This window comes from Anoxybacillus sp. FSL W8-0104 (assembly GCF_038004465.1).
GTDB classification, from domain to species: domain Bacteria; phylum Bacillota; class Bacilli; order Bacillales; family Anoxybacillaceae; genus Anoxybacillus; species Anoxybacillus flavithermus_G.
In genome coordinates, this window is sequence record NZ_JBBOQU010000001.1 from 1,283,306 (window position 1) to 1,300,491 (window position 17,186).

14 protein-coding genes and 3 pseudogenes are annotated in these 17,186 nt (G+C 39.0%); 14 read left to right on the plus strand and 3 right to left on the minus strand.

What is annotated here, in order from left to right; translation table 11 throughout:
* Positions 1 to 132 precede the first annotated feature (132 nt).
* The 4 genes from NST18_RS06880 to NST18_RS06895 all read left to right on the plus strand — a co-directional run bounded on the left by NST18_RS06880 (position 133) and on the right by NST18_RS06895 (position 5,490).
* A complete protein-coding gene (locus tag NST18_RS06880) occupies positions 133 to 537 on the plus strand; it encodes a CoA-binding protein (protein ID WP_004890457.1) in 405 nt (134 codons plus the stop codon).
* Between the two features lie 123 nt (positions 538 to 660).
* A complete protein-coding gene (gene parE / locus NST18_RS06885; protein ID WP_004890456.1) occupies positions 661 to 2,634 on the plus strand; it encodes a DNA topoisomerase IV subunit B in 1,974 nt (657 codons plus the stop codon).
* A gap of 4 nt (positions 2,635 to 2,638) precedes the next feature.
* On the plus strand, positions 2,639 to 5,035 hold the full coding sequence (gene parC, locus NST18_RS06890; RefSeq protein ID WP_004890454.1) for a DNA topoisomerase IV subunit A: 2,397 nt from the start codon (positions 2,639 to 2,641) through the stop codon (positions 5,033 to 5,035).
* 68 nt (positions 5,036 to 5,103) lie between these two features.
* Positions 5,104 to 5,490: a PilZ domain-containing protein gene (locus NST18_RS06895; RefSeq protein ID WP_035018652.1), complete on the plus strand. Its 387-nt coding sequence runs from the start codon at positions 5,104 to 5,106 to the stop codon at positions 5,488 to 5,490.
* Positions 5,491 to 5,593: 103 nt separating this feature from the next.
* On the opposite strand, the gene rpmG is transcribed toward NST18_RS06895, so the two are convergent.
* The gene (gene rpmG / locus NST18_RS06900) at positions 5,594 to 5,767 is read right to left on the minus strand and encodes a 50S ribosomal protein L33 (protein WP_080601141.1); all 174 of its coding nucleotides are present in this window, start codon (positions 5,765 to 5,767) and stop codon (positions 5,594 to 5,596) included.
* Positions 5,768 to 5,865: 98 nt separating this feature from the next.
* Positions 5,866 to 6,714, minus strand: coding sequence for a polyamine aminopropyltransferase (gene speE / locus NST18_RS06905; RefSeq protein ID WP_035018651.1), 849 nt, complete (start codon positions 6,712 to 6,714; stop codon positions 5,866 to 5,868).
* A gap of 241 nt (positions 6,715 to 6,955) precedes the next feature.
* Here speE and NST18_RS06910 point away from each other — a divergent pair, with 241 nt between their 5' ends.
* A complete protein-coding gene (locus NST18_RS06910; RefSeq protein ID WP_004890446.1) occupies positions 6,956 to 7,774 on the plus strand; it encodes a formate/nitrite transporter family protein in 819 nt (272 codons plus the stop codon).
* 93 nt (positions 7,775 to 7,867) lie between these two features.
* Positions 7,868 to 8,095 (plus strand): annotated as a pseudogene (locus tag NST18_RS06915) (ACT domain-containing protein); the annotation flags it as partial.
* A 57-nt stretch (positions 8,096 to 8,152) separates the two neighbouring features.
* Here NST18_RS06915 and NST18_RS06920 read toward each other — a convergent pair.
* Positions 8,153 to 9,334: an IS701 family transposase gene (locus NST18_RS06920; RefSeq protein WP_088223189.1), complete on the minus strand. Its 1,182-nt coding sequence runs from the start codon at positions 9,332 to 9,334 to the stop codon at positions 8,153 to 8,155.
* A 122-nt stretch (positions 9,335 to 9,456) separates the two neighbouring features.
* Between NST18_RS06920 and purU the strand changes: the two are divergent.
* The 8 genes and pseudogenes from purU to NST18_RS06960 all read left to right on the plus strand — a co-directional run.
* Positions 9,457 to 10,137: pseudogene (purU, locus tag NST18_RS06925) on the plus strand (formyltetrahydrofolate deformylase); the annotation flags it as partial.
* 163 nt (positions 10,138 to 10,300) lie between these two features.
* Positions 10,301 to 10,675: a helix-turn-helix transcriptional regulator gene (locus NST18_RS06930; RefSeq protein ID WP_003397201.1), complete on the plus strand. Its 375-nt coding sequence runs from the start codon at positions 10,301 to 10,303 to the stop codon at positions 10,673 to 10,675.
* Positions 10,676 to 10,736: 61 nt separating this feature from the next.
* On the plus strand, positions 10,737 to 11,000 hold the full coding sequence (locus NST18_RS06935) for a metal-sensitive transcriptional regulator (protein WP_003397198.1): 264 nt from the start codon (positions 10,737 to 10,739) through the stop codon (positions 10,998 to 11,000).
* A gap of 196 nt (positions 11,001 to 11,196) precedes the next feature.
* Positions 11,197 to 12,018, plus strand: coding sequence for an AAA family ATPase (locus NST18_RS06940; protein ID WP_230456253.1), 822 nt, complete (start codon positions 11,197 to 11,199; stop codon positions 12,016 to 12,018).
* 10 nt (positions 12,019 to 12,028) lie between these two features.
* A complete protein-coding gene (locus NST18_RS06945; protein ID WP_004890435.1) occupies positions 12,029 to 13,933 on the plus strand; it encodes a vWA domain-containing protein in 1,905 nt (634 codons plus the stop codon).
* A gap of 69 nt (positions 13,934 to 14,002) precedes the next feature.
* Positions 14,003 to 14,125 (plus strand): hypothetical protein, encoded by a 123-nt coding sequence (locus NST18_RS06950; protein ID WP_268915712.1) that lies wholly within the window; start codon positions 14,003 to 14,005, stop codon positions 14,123 to 14,125.
* Positions 14,126 to 14,244: 119 nt separating this feature from the next.
* Positions 14,245 to 14,439, plus strand: a complete 195-nt coding sequence (locus tag NST18_RS06955; RefSeq protein WP_006318467.1) for a hypothetical protein — start codon at positions 14,245 to 14,247, stop codon at positions 14,437 to 14,439.
* Between the two features lie 659 nt (positions 14,440 to 15,098).
* Positions 15,099 to 17,186, plus strand: a pseudogene (locus tag NST18_RS06960) (DNA topoisomerase III).

Here is a 17,186-nt window from a genome sequence, read left to right on the forward strand (position 1 = left end):
ATGCCCCCTCTACTCCATTCATAGTTCCTCTATGGATGTTATGTTTTTATTGTAACATGCTTTTTTAAAAAATGAAGGCAGGATTATTTTTTTACATGAAGAAGTACTAGTTTATTATGGGAGGTAGATGATATGGGTCCAAGTCGTGAACAAATTAAACAAATTTTAAACAAGGCGAAGCGAATTGCTGTGGTAGGATTGTCAGATCGTCCGGAGCGTACATCTTATATGGTTGCAAAAGCAATGAAAGAGGCAGGCTACGACATTATTCCAGTTAACCCTCTTATTAAAGAGTGGGAAGGCATTCCAGCCGTTGCTACGTTAACAGATATCGAAGGACATGTCGATATTGTTAATGTGTTCCGTCGCTCTGAACATTTGCGTGAAATCGCTGAACAGTTTGTTCAAATGGATGCAGACGTGTTTTGGGCGCAATTAGGTGTATATGATGAAGGCGTATATCATGATTTAACAAAAAAAGGGTATACGGTTGTGATGGATCGCTGCATCAAAGTAGAACATGCGCTCACACGGTAAAAACGACCATTCTTTTTGTAATGGTCGTTCTTTTTCTTCACGACGTTGGACGTTTTACGAATGTATGTTAAAATAGAGAAAGTCAAAAAAAACAGAAACAAATGTTCTTGTTGTGAAAGGGGAATGATTGTGACAGATAAGCAGCTTCTTACATATAACGAAGACGCCATTCAAGTGTTAGAAGGGTTAGAGGCGGTTCGTAAACGTCCGGGGATGTATATTGGAAGTACAGATAGTCGCGGTTTGCATCATCTTGTATATGAAATTGTTGATAATGCGGTTGATGAGGCGCTCGCAGGATATGGGAGACGCATTGTTGTAACGATACATAACGATCAAAGTGTAAGCGTGCAAGATGAAGGACGTGGGATGCCTACAGGCATGCATAAGTTAGGAAAGCCGACTCCCGAAGTTATTTTAACGGTATTACATGCTGGAGGAAAATTTGGGCAAGGTGGCTATAAAACGAGCGGTGGGTTACACGGTGTTGGCGCTTCTGTTGTGAATGCTTTGTCTGAGTGGTTAGAAGTGACCATTCATCGTGATGGGTTTATATATTATCAACGGTTTGAACATGGTGGAAAACCTGTGACTACACTTGAGAAAATCGGAGTAACAAAACAAACAGGGACAAAAATTCAATTCAAACCAGACCCAACGATTTTTAGCACAACGACGTTTCATTACGAAACGATTAGTGAACGGTTGAGAGAATCTGCATTTTTATTAAAGGGGTTAAAAATTGAATTATACGATGAACGAACAGGTTTGCGCGATACATTTTATTACGAAAACGGCATTGAGGCGTTTGTGCAATATTTAAATGAGGAAAAAGACGCGCTTCACCCTGTTGTATTTTTTAATGGTGAGCAAAGTGATATTGAAGTCGAGTTTGCTTTCCAATTTCATGACGGATACTCAGAAAACATGCTTTCTTTTGTAAACCATGTCCGTACGAAAGATGGAGGGACGCATGAAATTGGGGCTAAAACAGCGATGACTCGCGTGTTTAATGAATATGCACGAAAAGTAGGTTTATTAAAAGAAAGAGATAAAAACTTAGAAGGGACAGACATCCGTGAAGGATTATCTGCCATCATTTCTGTTCGCATTCCAGAAGCACTTTTGCAATTTGAAGGGCAAACGAAAGGCAAATTAGGAACACCTGAAGCTCGTTCCGCTGTTGAAGTTGTCGTTAGTGAAAAACTGACGTATTTTTTAAATGAAAACCCAGATATTGCAACGCTGTTAATTAAAAAAGCGATTCGCGCGTTTCAAGCGCGTGAGGCTGCACGAAAAGCTCGGGAAGAAGCAAGGTCGGGGAAAAAGCGCAAGGGAAAAGAGCACGTATTAAGCGGAAAGTTAACGCCTGCTCAAACGCGAAATCCCAAAAAAAATGAGTTGTATTTAGTTGAAGGGGATTCAGCTGGTGGATCTGCGAAACAAGGTCGTGATCGTCGCTTTCAAGCTGTATTACCTCTTCGTGGAAAAGTGATTAACACGGAAAAAGCGAAATTAACCGATATTTTTAAAAACGAAGAAATTAATACAATCATTCATGCCATTGGTGGCGGTGTCGGGGCTGATTTTTCACTCGATGATATTCATTATGACAAAGTGATCATTATGACTGACGCGGATACAGACGGTGCGCATATTCAAGTATTGTTGTTAACGTTCTTTTATCGCTATATGCGACCGCTTATTGAAGCGGGCAAAGTGTTTATCGCTCTTCCACCGCTGTATAAAGTGAGTAAAAAAGTTGGCAAAAAGGAAGTTGTGGAATATGCATGGACGGATGAACAATTGCAGTCGATTTTGAAAAAGGTCGGGAAAGGATATACAATTCAACGTTACAAAGGACTCGGTGAGATGAATGCCGATCAATTATGGGAGACGACAATGAACCCTGAAACACGGACGCTTATTCGTGTTCGTATTGATGATGCAGCCCGTGCAGAACGTCGTGTAACAACATTAATGGGCGATAAAGTAGAACCGAGAAGGAAATGGATTGAATCAAATGTGCAATTCGGTTTAGAGGACGATATGAATATTTTAGAAAACGATCATGTGATGACAGCTGAGGGGGAATAAGGGAATGGAACGCGTATTAGATTTACCATTTGAAGATGTGCTTGGAGACCGATTCGGCCGATATAGTAAATATATTATCCAAGAGCGCGCCTTGCCGGATGTGCGCGATGGATTAAAGCCGGTGCAACGCCGCATTTTATATGCAATGTACGTAGATGGAAACACATCGGATAAGCCATTTCGTAAATCGGCTAAAACGGTCGGAAATGTCATCGGTAATTTTCACCCGCACGGTGATTCTTCTGTATATGAAGCGATGGTACGCATGAGTCAGGAATGGAAAGTAAGAAATGTACTTATTGAAATGCATGGGAATAATGGGAGTATTGATGGAGATCCACCCGCAGCGATGCGTTATACAGAAGCAAGATTATCTGCCATCGCATCAGAATTGTTGCGCGACATTGAAAAAGAAACGGTAGAGTTTGTACCGAACTTCGATGATACGAGTAAAGAACCAGTTGTATTACCAGCGATGTTTCCGAATCTGCTCGTCAACGGTTCCACAGGCATTTCAGCAGGTTATGCCACAGAAATTCCACCACATCATTTAGGAGAAGTAATTGATGCCGTTATCATGCGTATTAATCATCCGACTTGTACGGTTGATGATTTAATGACGGTACTGAAAGGACCAGATTTTCCAACTGGTGGTATCATTCAAGGAAAAGAAGGCATTAAAACAGCCTACGAAACAGGAAAAGGTAAAATCGTTATTCGTGGGAAAGCCACGATCGAGCAAGGGAAAGGTGGTAAACAAGCGATTGTTATCACAGAAATCCCTTATGAAGTGAATAAAGCGAACTTAGTTAAAAAAATTGATGAATTGCGTCTAGAAAAAAAATTGGATGGAATTGTTGATGTGCGTGATGAAACAGATCGTACAGGATTACGCATTGTTATCGAAGTGAGAAAAGACGGCAACGCGGAAGGTATTTTAAATTATTTATATAAAAATACAGATTTACAAATTACGTACAATTTCAATATGGTCGCTATTCATGAGCGTCGACCGAAATTATTAAATTTACTGCAAATGTTAGACGCATATATTGAGCATCAAAAAGAAGTAGTTGCCAATCGTTCGCGTTATGAATTACGAAAAGCAAAAGAGCGTGCTCATATTGTAGAAGGATTAATGAAAGCTGTATCCATTTTAGATGAAATCATCGCAACGATTCGCGCTTCTCAAGATAAAAAAGATGCTAAAACGAATTTAATGGATCGATATGGGTTTACAGAACCTCAGGCAGAAGCCATTGTCACATTGCAGTTATATCGTTTGACGAATACAGATATTTATGATTTACGTGAAGAAGCAAATGCGCTTCATGATAAAATTGAGCAGCTAACATCGATTTTAGAAAGTGAAAAAAAGCTATTATCTGTCATTAAATCGGAATTAAGAAAAATGAAAAAAACGTATGCCGATGAACGAAGAACGACCATTGAAGAAGAAATAAAAGAAATTAAAATTGAAATGAACGTTGTTGTTCCAGAGGAAGATGTCATTGTCACTATTACAAAAGACGGATATATTAAACGCACGAGCCTTCGATCCTATAGCGCCTCGAACGGACAGGACATCGGAATGAAAGATGGCGATAGGTTGCTCGGAATGTTTGAGATGAATACAACACATACGTTATTGTTATTCACAAATAAAGGAAACTATTTATATTGTCCTGTTTATGAACTTCCAGACATTCGTTGGAAAGATCTTGGTCAACACATTTCTCATATCATTCCGCTTGATCGAGACGAGCAGTTGACTAGTGCCATCCCAATCGCAAGTTTTAACAACGGGTATTTATTATTTATTACAAAACAAGGGTTGGTGAAAAAAACACATCTCGTTCATTATAAAGCGCAACGTTATTCTAAGCCGCTTGTTGCTATGCGATTAAAAGAAGATGATGAAGTTGTGAACGTATATCAAACAAACGGAATGGGACATATATTTCTTGTCACACAATATGGATACGGATTATTGTTTTCAGAAGAAGAAATTGGAGAAGTAGGCGTTCGAGCGGCGGGAGTAAAAGGCATTCATTTAAAAGATGGAGATTATGTTGTTTCTGGTCAACAGGCAACAGACGAAAACATAATTCTTGTAACAAAACGTGGAGCGGTGAAAAAAATCGCTCGGGCAGAGGTCGAACCATCTACTCGTGCGAAACGAGGACAACTTCTCATTAAAGAAGTGAAAACGAATCCACATCGATTAGTAAGTTGTCACTTCCTTTCACATGGTCGCGTTATCTTAAGGACAGAGAAAGGAATGACGGAAGACGTCCGTGTCGATGAGTTACGACTAAGCGATCGATATGGTAATGTTACGTATGTAATTGATTGTGACGAAACAGGTAACGTGACAGATACATGGGTGAAATGGTCATAATTCCCTTGCATTTATTTATGATTTCAATTATATTGAAGAAGGTATAGTTTGTATGTGGGGGATTTATGATGAGGTTTAAACGTCAAGAACCTTTTCGATATCAATTTGGTCAACCGCTTCCTTGTACATTTCGTATTACACATATTGGGGAACGGGAAGTAGAAACGGATAAAGGAGCGGCCGAAATTCACGATATTAGTCCACGCGGTATTCGACTGGAGACAAACTTAAATTTACCCATTGACTCCGCCAAAGGTGAACTCGAAGTGGAGTTGCAATTTACAATCGTTGATCAACCAATCAACGTGCGTGGGATTGTCATTTGGAAGAAAACATATGTAAACAAATTTCAATACGGTCTTTCCCTAGAGATTTCAAAACAAGAGGAAATACAATTAATTGGCGAAATTAAACGACACGCGGCGATGTATGCACGAAAAAAAGAAAGTAAATAAATGTGAAAAAGATGTCCACAAGGGCATCTTTTTTCTTTGAAAATTATTTGAAAGCGGTTAACTAACTTGTATATACAAGTTTACAAGAAATGTTGTAATCGCTTTAACTAAGGAGGAATAAATGATGCGACAATCTGTGGAGCAAATTGTTCAAGCTTTTGATAATCTTATTAAAGAAGCGCATAAGCGCAACAAAAAGATTGTTACGCTTATTTTTCGTTGTTATGTAGTTGCGATCTCCAGTTTCTGTACATTGTAAAACAACTTTCACACGCATATAGGCACTCTCCTTATAAAGAAAATAGGAATCATTGCGTTTTGTGTCATAATATAAAAACGCCTCTTTGTCAACACTCGCAGCCGGAATGATTCCGACTACGATTGAAGATGTTCCTTCATAAATTGTGGAAGACGGAAACATTGGCTTAAAATATCAGCGTTTGCATATTTCGTTTGCTTTGTGAAAGTGTGGAGCCGTTCAAATAAAATCGGCTGTTTTGCACCAAGAGTGAAGCTCCATAGCCCACCAGGATACGTTGGAACAGTAGCTGTATATACGTGAACATGCGGGAATAAATGACGAATATTTGCATATGTTTGTTTCAATACGTCCATATGGAAAATCGGCGATTGGCTTTGACAAACCATCATTCCATCTTCTTTAAGCGCTTTATGCACACTTTCATAAAAATCGTATTCAAATAATACTTGGGCAGGACCAATAGGATCAGACGAGTCAATGATAATGACATCGTACGTATTCATATGATCTTTCACAAATTGAACCCCATCTTTATATACGTACTGAACACGTGGATCGGAGAGATTTCCCGATACTTCAGGTAAATGTTCTTTACATGCTTGAACAACAAGTTCATCGATTTCGACGAGATGGATTTCTTCTACCTCTTCATATTTCGCCACTTCACGAGCTGCACCACAATCGCCCCCACCGATAATTAAAACTTTTTTTGGCGACGGATGAAGAGAAAGAGGAACATGTGTGATCATCTCATTGTAAATATGTCCATCAATAGAAGTTGTTTGTACAATTCCATCAAGCACAAGCATTCTTCCAAAGTCGTATGAGTCTAAAATCATCACATGTTGAAATGGTGAACGTTCTGAGTAAATAATCTCTTTAATACGATAACTAATTTTTAAATTTTCACGCTCATCTTCTGTTAACCATAGCTGTCCATTTTGCTCTTTTATGTAGTTCATAGCTTCCTCCTCTAACAATGTATTTTGCGCCTTCTTTATATTAATACATTTGTGCATGAGTTTGCAAAGGATGAGAACATCAGATAAAAAAATTGCAATAGTCATTTTATTCGTAAACGTTTACAAAAATAAAGTGTTGACAGTTCTCTTAACATTTACACAAATGCATTGAAAAATAGAACGAAGAGGAGTAGGATAAATGTGAAAAACATCACAAAAAAGAAAGAGAAGTGAGAAAACAATGGAAGCTTTACAAACATGTAAAGAGCTTGCATTAAAGAAGCGCTCCATTTTGCAAACAACGCCTCTTCAATATATGATTCGTGCTGCGTTGGCAGGTGTATACATTGGTTTTGCTCTCGTTCTTTGCGTACGTATCGGACAATACTTTTATGAGGCGCATTCACCTGTAACGTATTTAGTGAGCGGTATTTTCTTCGGAATTGCCCTTGTGTTGATTATGTATGGCGGTGCAGAACTATTTACAGGGAATACGATGTACTTTACTGTAAGTACGCTTCAAAAAGAAACGACGATTGGTGACACGCTTCGTAACTGGGTGGCGTGTTATAGCGGCAACTTGCTTGGTGCGATTTTCTTCGCCTTTTTGATTGCACAGTCAGGTATTTTTCATGACATTCCGATGGATCATTTACTTTTTGCAATTGCCTTGAAAAAAATGCACGCAACAACGATACAATTGTTTGTCAAAGGGATTTTATGTAACTGGCTTGTTTGTTTAGCTATTTTTATTCCAATGCAAATGAAGGAAGATATGGCAAAAATGTTTGCGATGATTTTAATCGTTTTCGTCTTTTTTGCTTCCGGATATGAACACTCTATTGCAAACTTTGTTATTTTTTCACTTGCTTTAGCTGTCGAGCATCCAGATACAATTCATGTAGCAGGGATTATCCATAACATCGTCCCTGTAACGCTTGGGAATATCATTGGTGGCTCATTATTTATGGGGGCGTTATACACATATCTTTCATCTAATAAACAATCTACGCCTGTGTGGAAAGGGGCGTTTGGAGTAAGAAAAATATTGAATAAGTAAAAAATAGTCGGGATATGTTCTCGACTATTTTTTTATTTGTTATAATAAAAGTTATTATTTTATTTCATTTTTCTGTCTATGGGGGGAGTTATGATGTATTTTCAACAAAAACATGTGCAAAAGTTTATGAACAAATATAAAGAGCGAGCACGCTTGCTTATTTCATGCCCAGATCAACCAGGCATTGTGGCCGCTGTCACTACTTTTTTGTACGAAAAGGGAGCTAATATTGTGGAATCCAGTCAATATTCGACAGATCCTGAGGGCGGTACGTTTTTTTTACGAATCGAGTTCGATGCTCCGAATATATTAGAAACTGTAGTTGAGCAATTTTCGTTACAATAATTACCATTTAAAAAGAGACAAACAGGGTACCCCTTATGCCACGTGGAGCTGTTTTTTCACGGTATCAATGGGAATATTTTGTTTTGCTGCACGATAAATGAACTCCACGAGGCTATGTCCTTTTCTCTTGCGCAGGAGATCGAGCCCATCCGAAAAATCACTGTTAGACTCGAACATGCTGTACACATACGCAAGTTGCACCAAGATCCAATACCGTTTCACCGCCCGACGCCCGCGAACGCGGTATCCATCGAGTTTCAGCTGGTCTTTCGCTTGACGGAAAAAACATTCGATCGACCAACGTGCAGCATAGTAGCGCAAGATCTCTTCATCGCTTAGCTCGCGATCGGTGCTCAAGACGCAATGAAGATGTTTCGGCGTCATCGGCTGATCGGCTTTCCATGCGAGCAGCACCACGGCATCCTTGAGACCGTTCAGAGCGCCTTCGTAGCGATACACCCGATAACGCTCTTTTCCCACCGTGACGAGGCGGGTATCCCGTGGCTCCATAGATTTGGCAAATTCTTTTGCTTGAATGGCCGTCCCTTTTGGATAGAGAATCCGATTCGTCTTCAGCATCGCGATGACGTGGAACCCTTTTTTTAAGCAGGCTCCCACGAGGGTTTTCGATGGATACCAAGAGTCCATGAGCACATAAACGGGTCGACTCACATCCAACGAAGAAAGCATCTCGATCGCGAGTTCCCCTTTGCTTTTCCCCACCGTCTTGTCGTAGAGGCGAAAGGCAAAAGGAAACGCTTGGGTCATCGTATGAACCATGAGCCAAACGAGAGAATGTCCCCAGATCGACTTTTTCTCTGCGTGAGAATAGTGCCAATCACACCCTTGAATGGCGTGTGTTGCCCGTGACGAGGGCTTCGTTTTTTGGCAAATCGTATCATCGATCGAAACAAAAATGGGTTGATTCTCTCGTTTCGAGCTGCGTTCGACACGATGAAGCACCCACTGTTGGAGTTTGCGAAGCAGCGTCTCTTCCTCCCATGGGCTTTTCGTGAAAAAATGGCTCAGTGTCGTGCGATGGTTCGGATGAAAACTCCCATGATGTAGATCGGTCAGCGTTCCCGAAAAGCCCTTTGTAATCATCGCATCCACGATATGAACGAGATGCTTCATGACAGGTTTCGAGAAATAAAGGGCCAACCCCAACATCGTCAAAAACTTGTGGATTCCTTGGTGATGTGCTAATCTATTCATGAGACATGAACCTCCTTGTGAATGGTTTGTTGGCACATCTATTCTAACCAAGGAATCGGGTTCATGTCTTCTTTTTTGTTTGGTTGTAAATTTATGTTAGTAAATTTGCTCATCTACAGTTAGAAAGAAAAAAGACGATAGAGAAGGAATTTGCAACGATTGCACAACAGTTTGAGATGAATTGGCGATTGAGCTTACATACACATGTGAAAAAAGTAGCGATATTTGTTTCAAAAGAAGAGCATTGTTTATTAGAGTTACTATGGGAGTGGCAAGCGGGTGAATTACTTGCAGATTTTGCTCTAGTTATTAGCAATCATGAGCAAATGAGAGAAACGGTAGAGTCTTTTGGAATCCCATACTATTATATACCGGTAACAAAAGAAACAAAAGAGGAAGCGGAAGAAAAACAAATCCAACTATTAAAGGAACACGATGTGGATGTCATTGTGCTTGCACGTTATATGCAAATTTTATCACCGCATTTTGTTGCAACTTTCCCAGCACAAATCATTAATATTCATCATTCGTTTTTACCGGCATTTGTTGGCGCACGACCATATGAGCAAGCTTATCGACGCGGAGTGAAACTGATCGGTGCTACTTCTCATTATGTAACAGATGATTTAGATGAAGGCCCAATTATTGAACAAGATGTCGAGCGGGTGGATCATAAGCATCATGTAGAGGACTTAAAGCGAATCGGGCGTATGATCGAAAAAACGGTTCTTGTCCGCGCCCTAAAATGGCATTTAGAAGACCGTGTCATTATTCATGAAAATAAAACAATTGTTTTTAAATGAAGGAGGGGGAACCTTCTTCTTTTTTTTTTTTACAAAAAATTGATATCATAAAACTATGTTCTAAATAGAAACTGAATAAAAATAAAAATGTTCAATTATAATGGAAATGGAGAAGGGATTTTCTTTTAAGTGAAGAAAGTGTCATATGAAAGGAGGAGAAAAAATGAGTGAAAAAAGAAAACCGAGCGGATTTTTATTAAAGCAACGCGCATTTTTAAAGTTATATTTAATTACTTTAACTGAACAGGAACGATTGTATGGGTTGAAATTGTTAGATGTGCTTCGTGAAGAGTTTCAACCATTTGGATATCGCCCGAATCATTCAGAAGTATACAAAGCGCTACATGATTTGATTGAAGATGGCATTTTAGAACAAGTAAAAAAGAAAAAAGAAGGGATGAAATACCAAGAAGTTGTTTATTATCGTTTTACTGAGGAAGGATATAAGAAAGCCCAGTTGTATAAGCGACAATTAAAAACAGAACTTGATCGTTGTGAAGCGCTTATCCGTAAAGCGATCAAAGATAATTTTAGTTGACAAAAGAATTATATTTCATTTAATATACTGATAAGGGTATAAGAAAAGGGGTTTGATGAATATGACATATGATAATCAAGTGAAGAACCGTTTAAAACGAATTGAAGGACAAGTTCGCGGCGTACTAAAAATGATGGATGAGCAGAAAGACTGCAAAGAAGTCGTTGCTCAATTGTCAGCTATTCGTAGTGCTGTTGATCGTGCCATTGCGGTTGTTGTAAGTGCTAATTTAGAGCGTTGCATTCGTAAGGATATAGAAACAGGATCATTAGAAAGTGAAAAACTTATTCAAGAAGCGGTAGAGCTACTCGTCAAAAGTCGATAATGCCGAGTGGCTCCCTTTCTCATTCATTTGTTAACATAATATAATTATGTTAAACTATTCTTTTGTTTGTACAAATCCATTTGTTTTTTGTACAATACGTACGTATAAAAATATAGAAAGGAATGACATCATGATTTATACACAGTCATTTACACTACCAGAAACGATTGAAGCGATCATTAAAGAAAGAAGAGAGATGTTTAAAAATAACATAGACGAACAGACTGGATATACGGCATATACACCCGCTCATGAGTCTATTTTATACGATGCAATTATTGCTTTGGCCCTAGGGAAAAATGTGTTGTTAAAGGGGCCGACAGGATCCGGAAAAACAAAATTAGCTGAAACGTTATCGCTTTTCTTTGGACAGCCAATGCACAGCATTAATTGTTCAATTGATTTAGATGCTGAGGCGATGCTTGGTTTCAAGACGATTCAACAAACAAATGGGCAAGCAACAATTGAATTTATCCCCGGGCCTGTGATTCAAGCAATGACAAAAGGGCATCTGCTATATATTGATGAAATTAATATGGCTAAGCCGGAGACGTTACCGATTTTAAACGGGGTACTCGATTATCGAAAAATGATTACAAATCCATTTACTGCGGAAGTTGTTAAAGCGAAGCCGACATTTGGCGTCATTGCAGCGATTAACGAAGGATACGTTGGAACAGTACCATTGAATGAAGCATTGAAAAACCGTTTTGTTGTCATTGATGTGCCGTACGTCCAAGGTGAAGCATTAAAACGTATTTTACAACAACAAACGAAGCTAACAAATGAAGTGTTATTAGATCGTTTTGTTACACTATCTGCAGATTTAATTGTTCAAGTGAAGCAAGGATATGTATCAGAAGAAGCTGCTTCCATTCGGGCGTTGATCGATGCTTGTGATTTAGCGGTGTATATTCCACCTCGACGCGCCATTGAACGGGCGATCGTCGAGAAATTAGAAGACGAGCGGGAAAAAGCTGCGGTGCGCAATTTAGCCGAAACGTTGTTTGATGAATGAGGGTGGTTACATGAACCGTTTTATTATGTTTAATGATAAAAAAGTTGATTCTTTTTTGTTTATGGAGCTATCTGATTTAGTGAAAACATTAACAAAAGATGAGGAAATGGAGCTCGAGTTCGGTTATCAGTCGTATCTTGATCGGCAACATAAAAAAGTCGTTGTCAGTTACTTTTGGGATAACCGTCCAAAAGAACAGTACGTATATGGATTAAAAAGCGATGTGTTTTTGCGCACGATCGGAAATTTTTATCATACAAATGACGAAGATATCCTTTTTTTTCTTAACCAAATAAAATCATATTGTATCCCAAACTTTGCTAAACAATTGTTTGTGTTGCTTGAAGACATGCGGTTAGAAGATATATGTCGGCATGTACGTCCTGGTACAAAAAAAGCGTTCGTTATTCGGAAACATGTATATCGCCATTACTTTGAAACTCAATGGAATGTGAATATGATAAAAAGCGTTTATACAGATGCATTGTTTAATTATTTATATTTACTATTAACAGCGGAACAACCCGTAAACGATATTTTTCTTCCTGAACGTTTACGTTTAGCTCTTCCATTTGTTGAGCGCGAAATAAGAAATGTATATGATGCAAAATCAACCGCTCATATTTCACATATTGTACTTACAGTTATAGATGTGTTAGATGAATTGTTAGATACTGATATGCTAAACACGTATTTTCATCTCCCGGAGTATATTTACGTTAATCAGCAACAAGATAGGGAAGATATCCGACGAAAAGATCCATTGAAAAATCATGACGTACTTGATAAGAAATCGGAAAATGAAGATATTTTTCAAGAGACGATGCATACATGGCATCGTGAAACAAGCGATATGACGAATAGTTTTTTACAGTTTGATCTCGAGCAAGGTTCACAGACTGACTTGCTCGGGGAAGGGGTTCGTCAAGGGGAAGCGGGAGATCAAGCTCTTGGGATAGTGCATGGTTCATCACAAAAAACAACACATAATGATTATACGCATTTAGAACAACAAGAGCAGCGCCACGAACTTTCTGGACGTTCCGAGTATGAATACGGAAAAGAAAATCGTTATGCTAAGCCGATATTTGTGGATGCTTTGCCACCGACAACTGAGCAAACTAAACAGTATGAACGTAACCAGGGAGTAATTGCGCCATATCAAAAAAAATTGACACAATCCATTGAAAAAGTGCTTGAACATAAAAAAATGCACCCACGTACAGATTTACATGCAGGTCGTTTAAATAAAAAGCTATTACGCTTTTTTACAGAAGAACATCCGCGTTTATTCTATAAAAAACACGAAACATCCCCGTTATTAGATGCTGTTTTTGTTTTGCTTGTCGATTGTTCTGCATCGATGTATGACAAGATGGAAGAAACAAAAAAAGGAATTATTTTATTTCACGAATCTCTTAAAGCGCTTCGCGTTCCGCATAAAATTGTTGGTTTTTGGGAGGATACGAACGACGCTACATCGTCTTATCAACCTAATTATTTTCAAACTGTTATTGATTTTGATGATTCTCTAAGAAAAGATCATGGGGCAAGAATTATGCAATTGGAGCCACAAGAAGATAATCGTGATGGTTTGGCTATTCGATTAATGACAGAAGAATTGCAAAAAAGAAACGAAAAACAAAAATTTTTACTCGTCTTTTCGGATGGGGAACCAGCTGCTTTCGGCTATGATCAAAATGGGATTGTAGATACACACGAGGCAGTTACCGAAGCGAGAAAATTAGGAATTGAAGTAGTAAATGTGTTTTTGGCGAATGGAATAATTAGCGAAAGTCAACAAAAAACGATTGAAAATATATATGGACATTATAGTGTACTCGTTCCAAACGTAGAGCAATTACCAATATTTTTAGCCCCATTGCTAAAGAAATTACTGCTGCATAAATTGTAAAACACCCAGAATGGTGGGTGTTTTTATGTTAATCATCAAAAAAATTTTTTTAAAAAGCTTGATGACTATATGATAAAACGGAAACGCGGAGAAAATCCAGTATTCTATGCTGATGATATCGAGGGGTTAAAAGGTGTTGAATGCTGGCCAATTCGTGAAGAAGAACAAATGAAAAAAGTTGCTGGAAAATGAGTATAAAAGTTTACAATGTTGTAACAGTTTCAATCTTTTTTGTAATACAGGTTTGCATTATAATAATAAACGAAATGATTATAATGAATATATAAATAAATTGAGAGAGGAGGATGTTTATGAAACAGTACATCTTCACTTTTAGTACACATCACCAACAACCAGTTGTATGGGAAGAAGCCATTATTGCAGATGGCATGATGGATGCGTGTGTAAAAGCGAAAAAATTGTGTCGCCAGTATGAACAAGAAAAACAAATTCCGATCCGTATTCAATACAAAGGCGTTCGCTATTATAATGAAGATATCGCATAAGTGACATAAGAAAGGACGGATTATATAGTGTTTGTTTCATCACAAGCCCGTAGCTAGTTACTAATGTATTGTATTTATGAGCAGCTGCGGGCTTATAATTTCTTCTTCCGTCTCAAAAATAAAAGTTTACTTATTATATGAGATACAATTTGTTCAACTTCCTATAATTTATGTTATGTAAACTAAAAACGCATAAAAAAAGAAAGGTGCATTTTATACTGCCCTTTCACGGTTAAGATTCGTTTGTCGCTACGCGTCGGAATATTTGTCGTATAATCCGCTATTTTTATGTTGTTCATCCTATGCTCAAAATCATCTGGGCATTCTGATGATATTTTTTCAGATCGAATTAAATCGCACTATATCCTTTGGTAATTGCCTTTTCCGTGTCTTACATAAACTTTGCAACAGTGGATTTCACCTTGCTTTCTTCATTTTATCCCGATCTTAATCTTATGAGCTATTAACGGATCGATGAGCACGACTCCCCTTCTAAATTAACGTCCCAATCGTAGCGGAAACGATAACGATGACTAAAGGTTGTTGGCAATCTTATCTCATTTTATTGCAATCCTTTTTTCGTTTGAAGTGTCAAGTGTGCAAAACTCCCCCCTTTCCGCTATACTGAACAAGTAGTCTTGTGGCTAGGAGGAAAACGAATGAAATCACCAGTTCTTGCTGAAAAGCCGAGTGTGGCGCGGGAAATTGCTCGCGTACTTGGGTGTCGGGAACAACATAAACATTATTTTGAGGGGCCGAAATATGTCGTCACATGGGCGCTCGGGCATTTAATTGAATTGAAAATGCCGGAACATTATAATCCCGCTTATAAAACGTGGCGGCTAGAAGATTTGCCGATTATTCCGGAAAAAACGGGACTGAACGTCATTCGCCAAACGAGTCATCAGTTTCGGGCGATCGAAACATTAGCAAAACGTCCGGATATGAAAAACTGCATCATCGCCACCGATGCCGGACGGGAAGGCGAACTTGTTGCACGATGGATTTTGCAAAAAATCCGTTGGAAAAAGCCGCTCCTTCGCCTTTGGATCTCGTCCCAAACCGATCAAGCCATTCGGGATGGATTCCAACATTTAAAACCAGGAAAACAGTTTGAGCGTTTATACGAATCGGCTGTTTGTCGCGCAGAAGCTGATTGGCTTATTGGGTTAAACGTGACGAGAGCGTTAACGACTAAATACAATGAACCTCTTTCTGCAGGTCGTGTTCAAACACCGACGCTTGCGATGATCATCGAGCGGGAAAAAGAAATTCAGTCGTTTCAACCGGTGCCATATTGGACGATTCATGCCAACGTCGGGTCTGTTCCTGCTGTTTGGGAGCGTAACGGGGAAAAACGAATTTTTTCGAAAGAACTAGCGGAACAGCTATATGAAAAGCTAAAAAACAAGCAAGCGACGGTTATTTCTGTTGCGCGAAAAATAAAAAAAGAAGCACAGCCTCTCCCTTACGATTTGACCGAATTACAACGAGACGCAAATAAACGATTTAGCTTTTCAGCGAAGAAAACGTTAAGCGTGTTGCAGCGGCTATATGAACAACACAAACTCGTCACCTACCCGCGCACCGATTCGCGCTATTTAACAACTGATATGGAAAACACGATGTTTGAGCGGCTAGAGGCAATGAAATCTGGATATGTAGACGAAGTTATCCCGTTGTTAAAGAATAAGGGAAAAGTGATGGCTCGACGAGTTTTTGATAACGAAAAAGTAACAGATCATCATGCGATTATTCCGACAGAAGAACGGCTTGACATCAGCAAGCTCTCTGCTGATGAACGAAAACTATATGACTTGATCGCTCATCGCTTTTTGGCTCTTTTTTTATCCAGCTTGCGAATACGAAACGATTCATGTTGTTTTTTCTATTGATGGAGAATCGTTTGTCGCGCGGGAAACAAGAATCGTGAATGCTGGATTCCGCCGCATCTTAGAAAAGCAAGAGGAGCAGCCGACCTTCCCTACGTTTACGAAAGGGCAACGGGTTTCTGTTATGTTAGAGAAAAGGGAATCGCTAACAGCCCCCCCCCTCTTCGTTATTCTGAAGCAGATCTTCTGTCACAAATGGAAAAGTACGGACTAGGTACGCCAGCGACACGTGCGGAAATTATTGAACGCCTCGTTGAAACAGAAACGGTCGAGCGGAAAAATGGGCGGTTTTATCCAACATCGAAAGGAAAACAGTTAATTGAACTTGTAAATGAGGAATTAAAATCACCACAGTTAACGGCAAGGTGGGAAAAACAACTAGAAGCCATTGCTCGCGGAAATGGGAATCCGAAAGCTTTCCTTCGAAACATCCGCAAACAAACAGATCGTCTAGTCGCAGAAATAAAACAGAGCGAGCGAACGTACCGCCCCCATAATTTAACTGGCTCGATGTGTCCAGAATGTGGCTCGTTTTTAAAAGAACGAGTGACAAAAGAAGGTCGCATGCTCGTATGTTCGAATATGACATGCCGATTCCGAAAACGAAAAGATCCAAAACTTTCGCATCGTCGCTGCCCACAATGCAAAAAACGGATGGAAATTCATGAAGGAAAAGCAGGTATCTACTTTCAATGCCGCCCTTGCAATGTTATTGAAAAAGCAGAAGAACAGAAAAAAACAAAACTTGGGCAAAAAGAACGGGCACTACTGAGAAAATATAGTGCCGAGAATGATTCGTTTAGTACAAGCTTAGGAGATTTGTTAAAACAAGCGTTAGATAAGAAAAAAAACTAG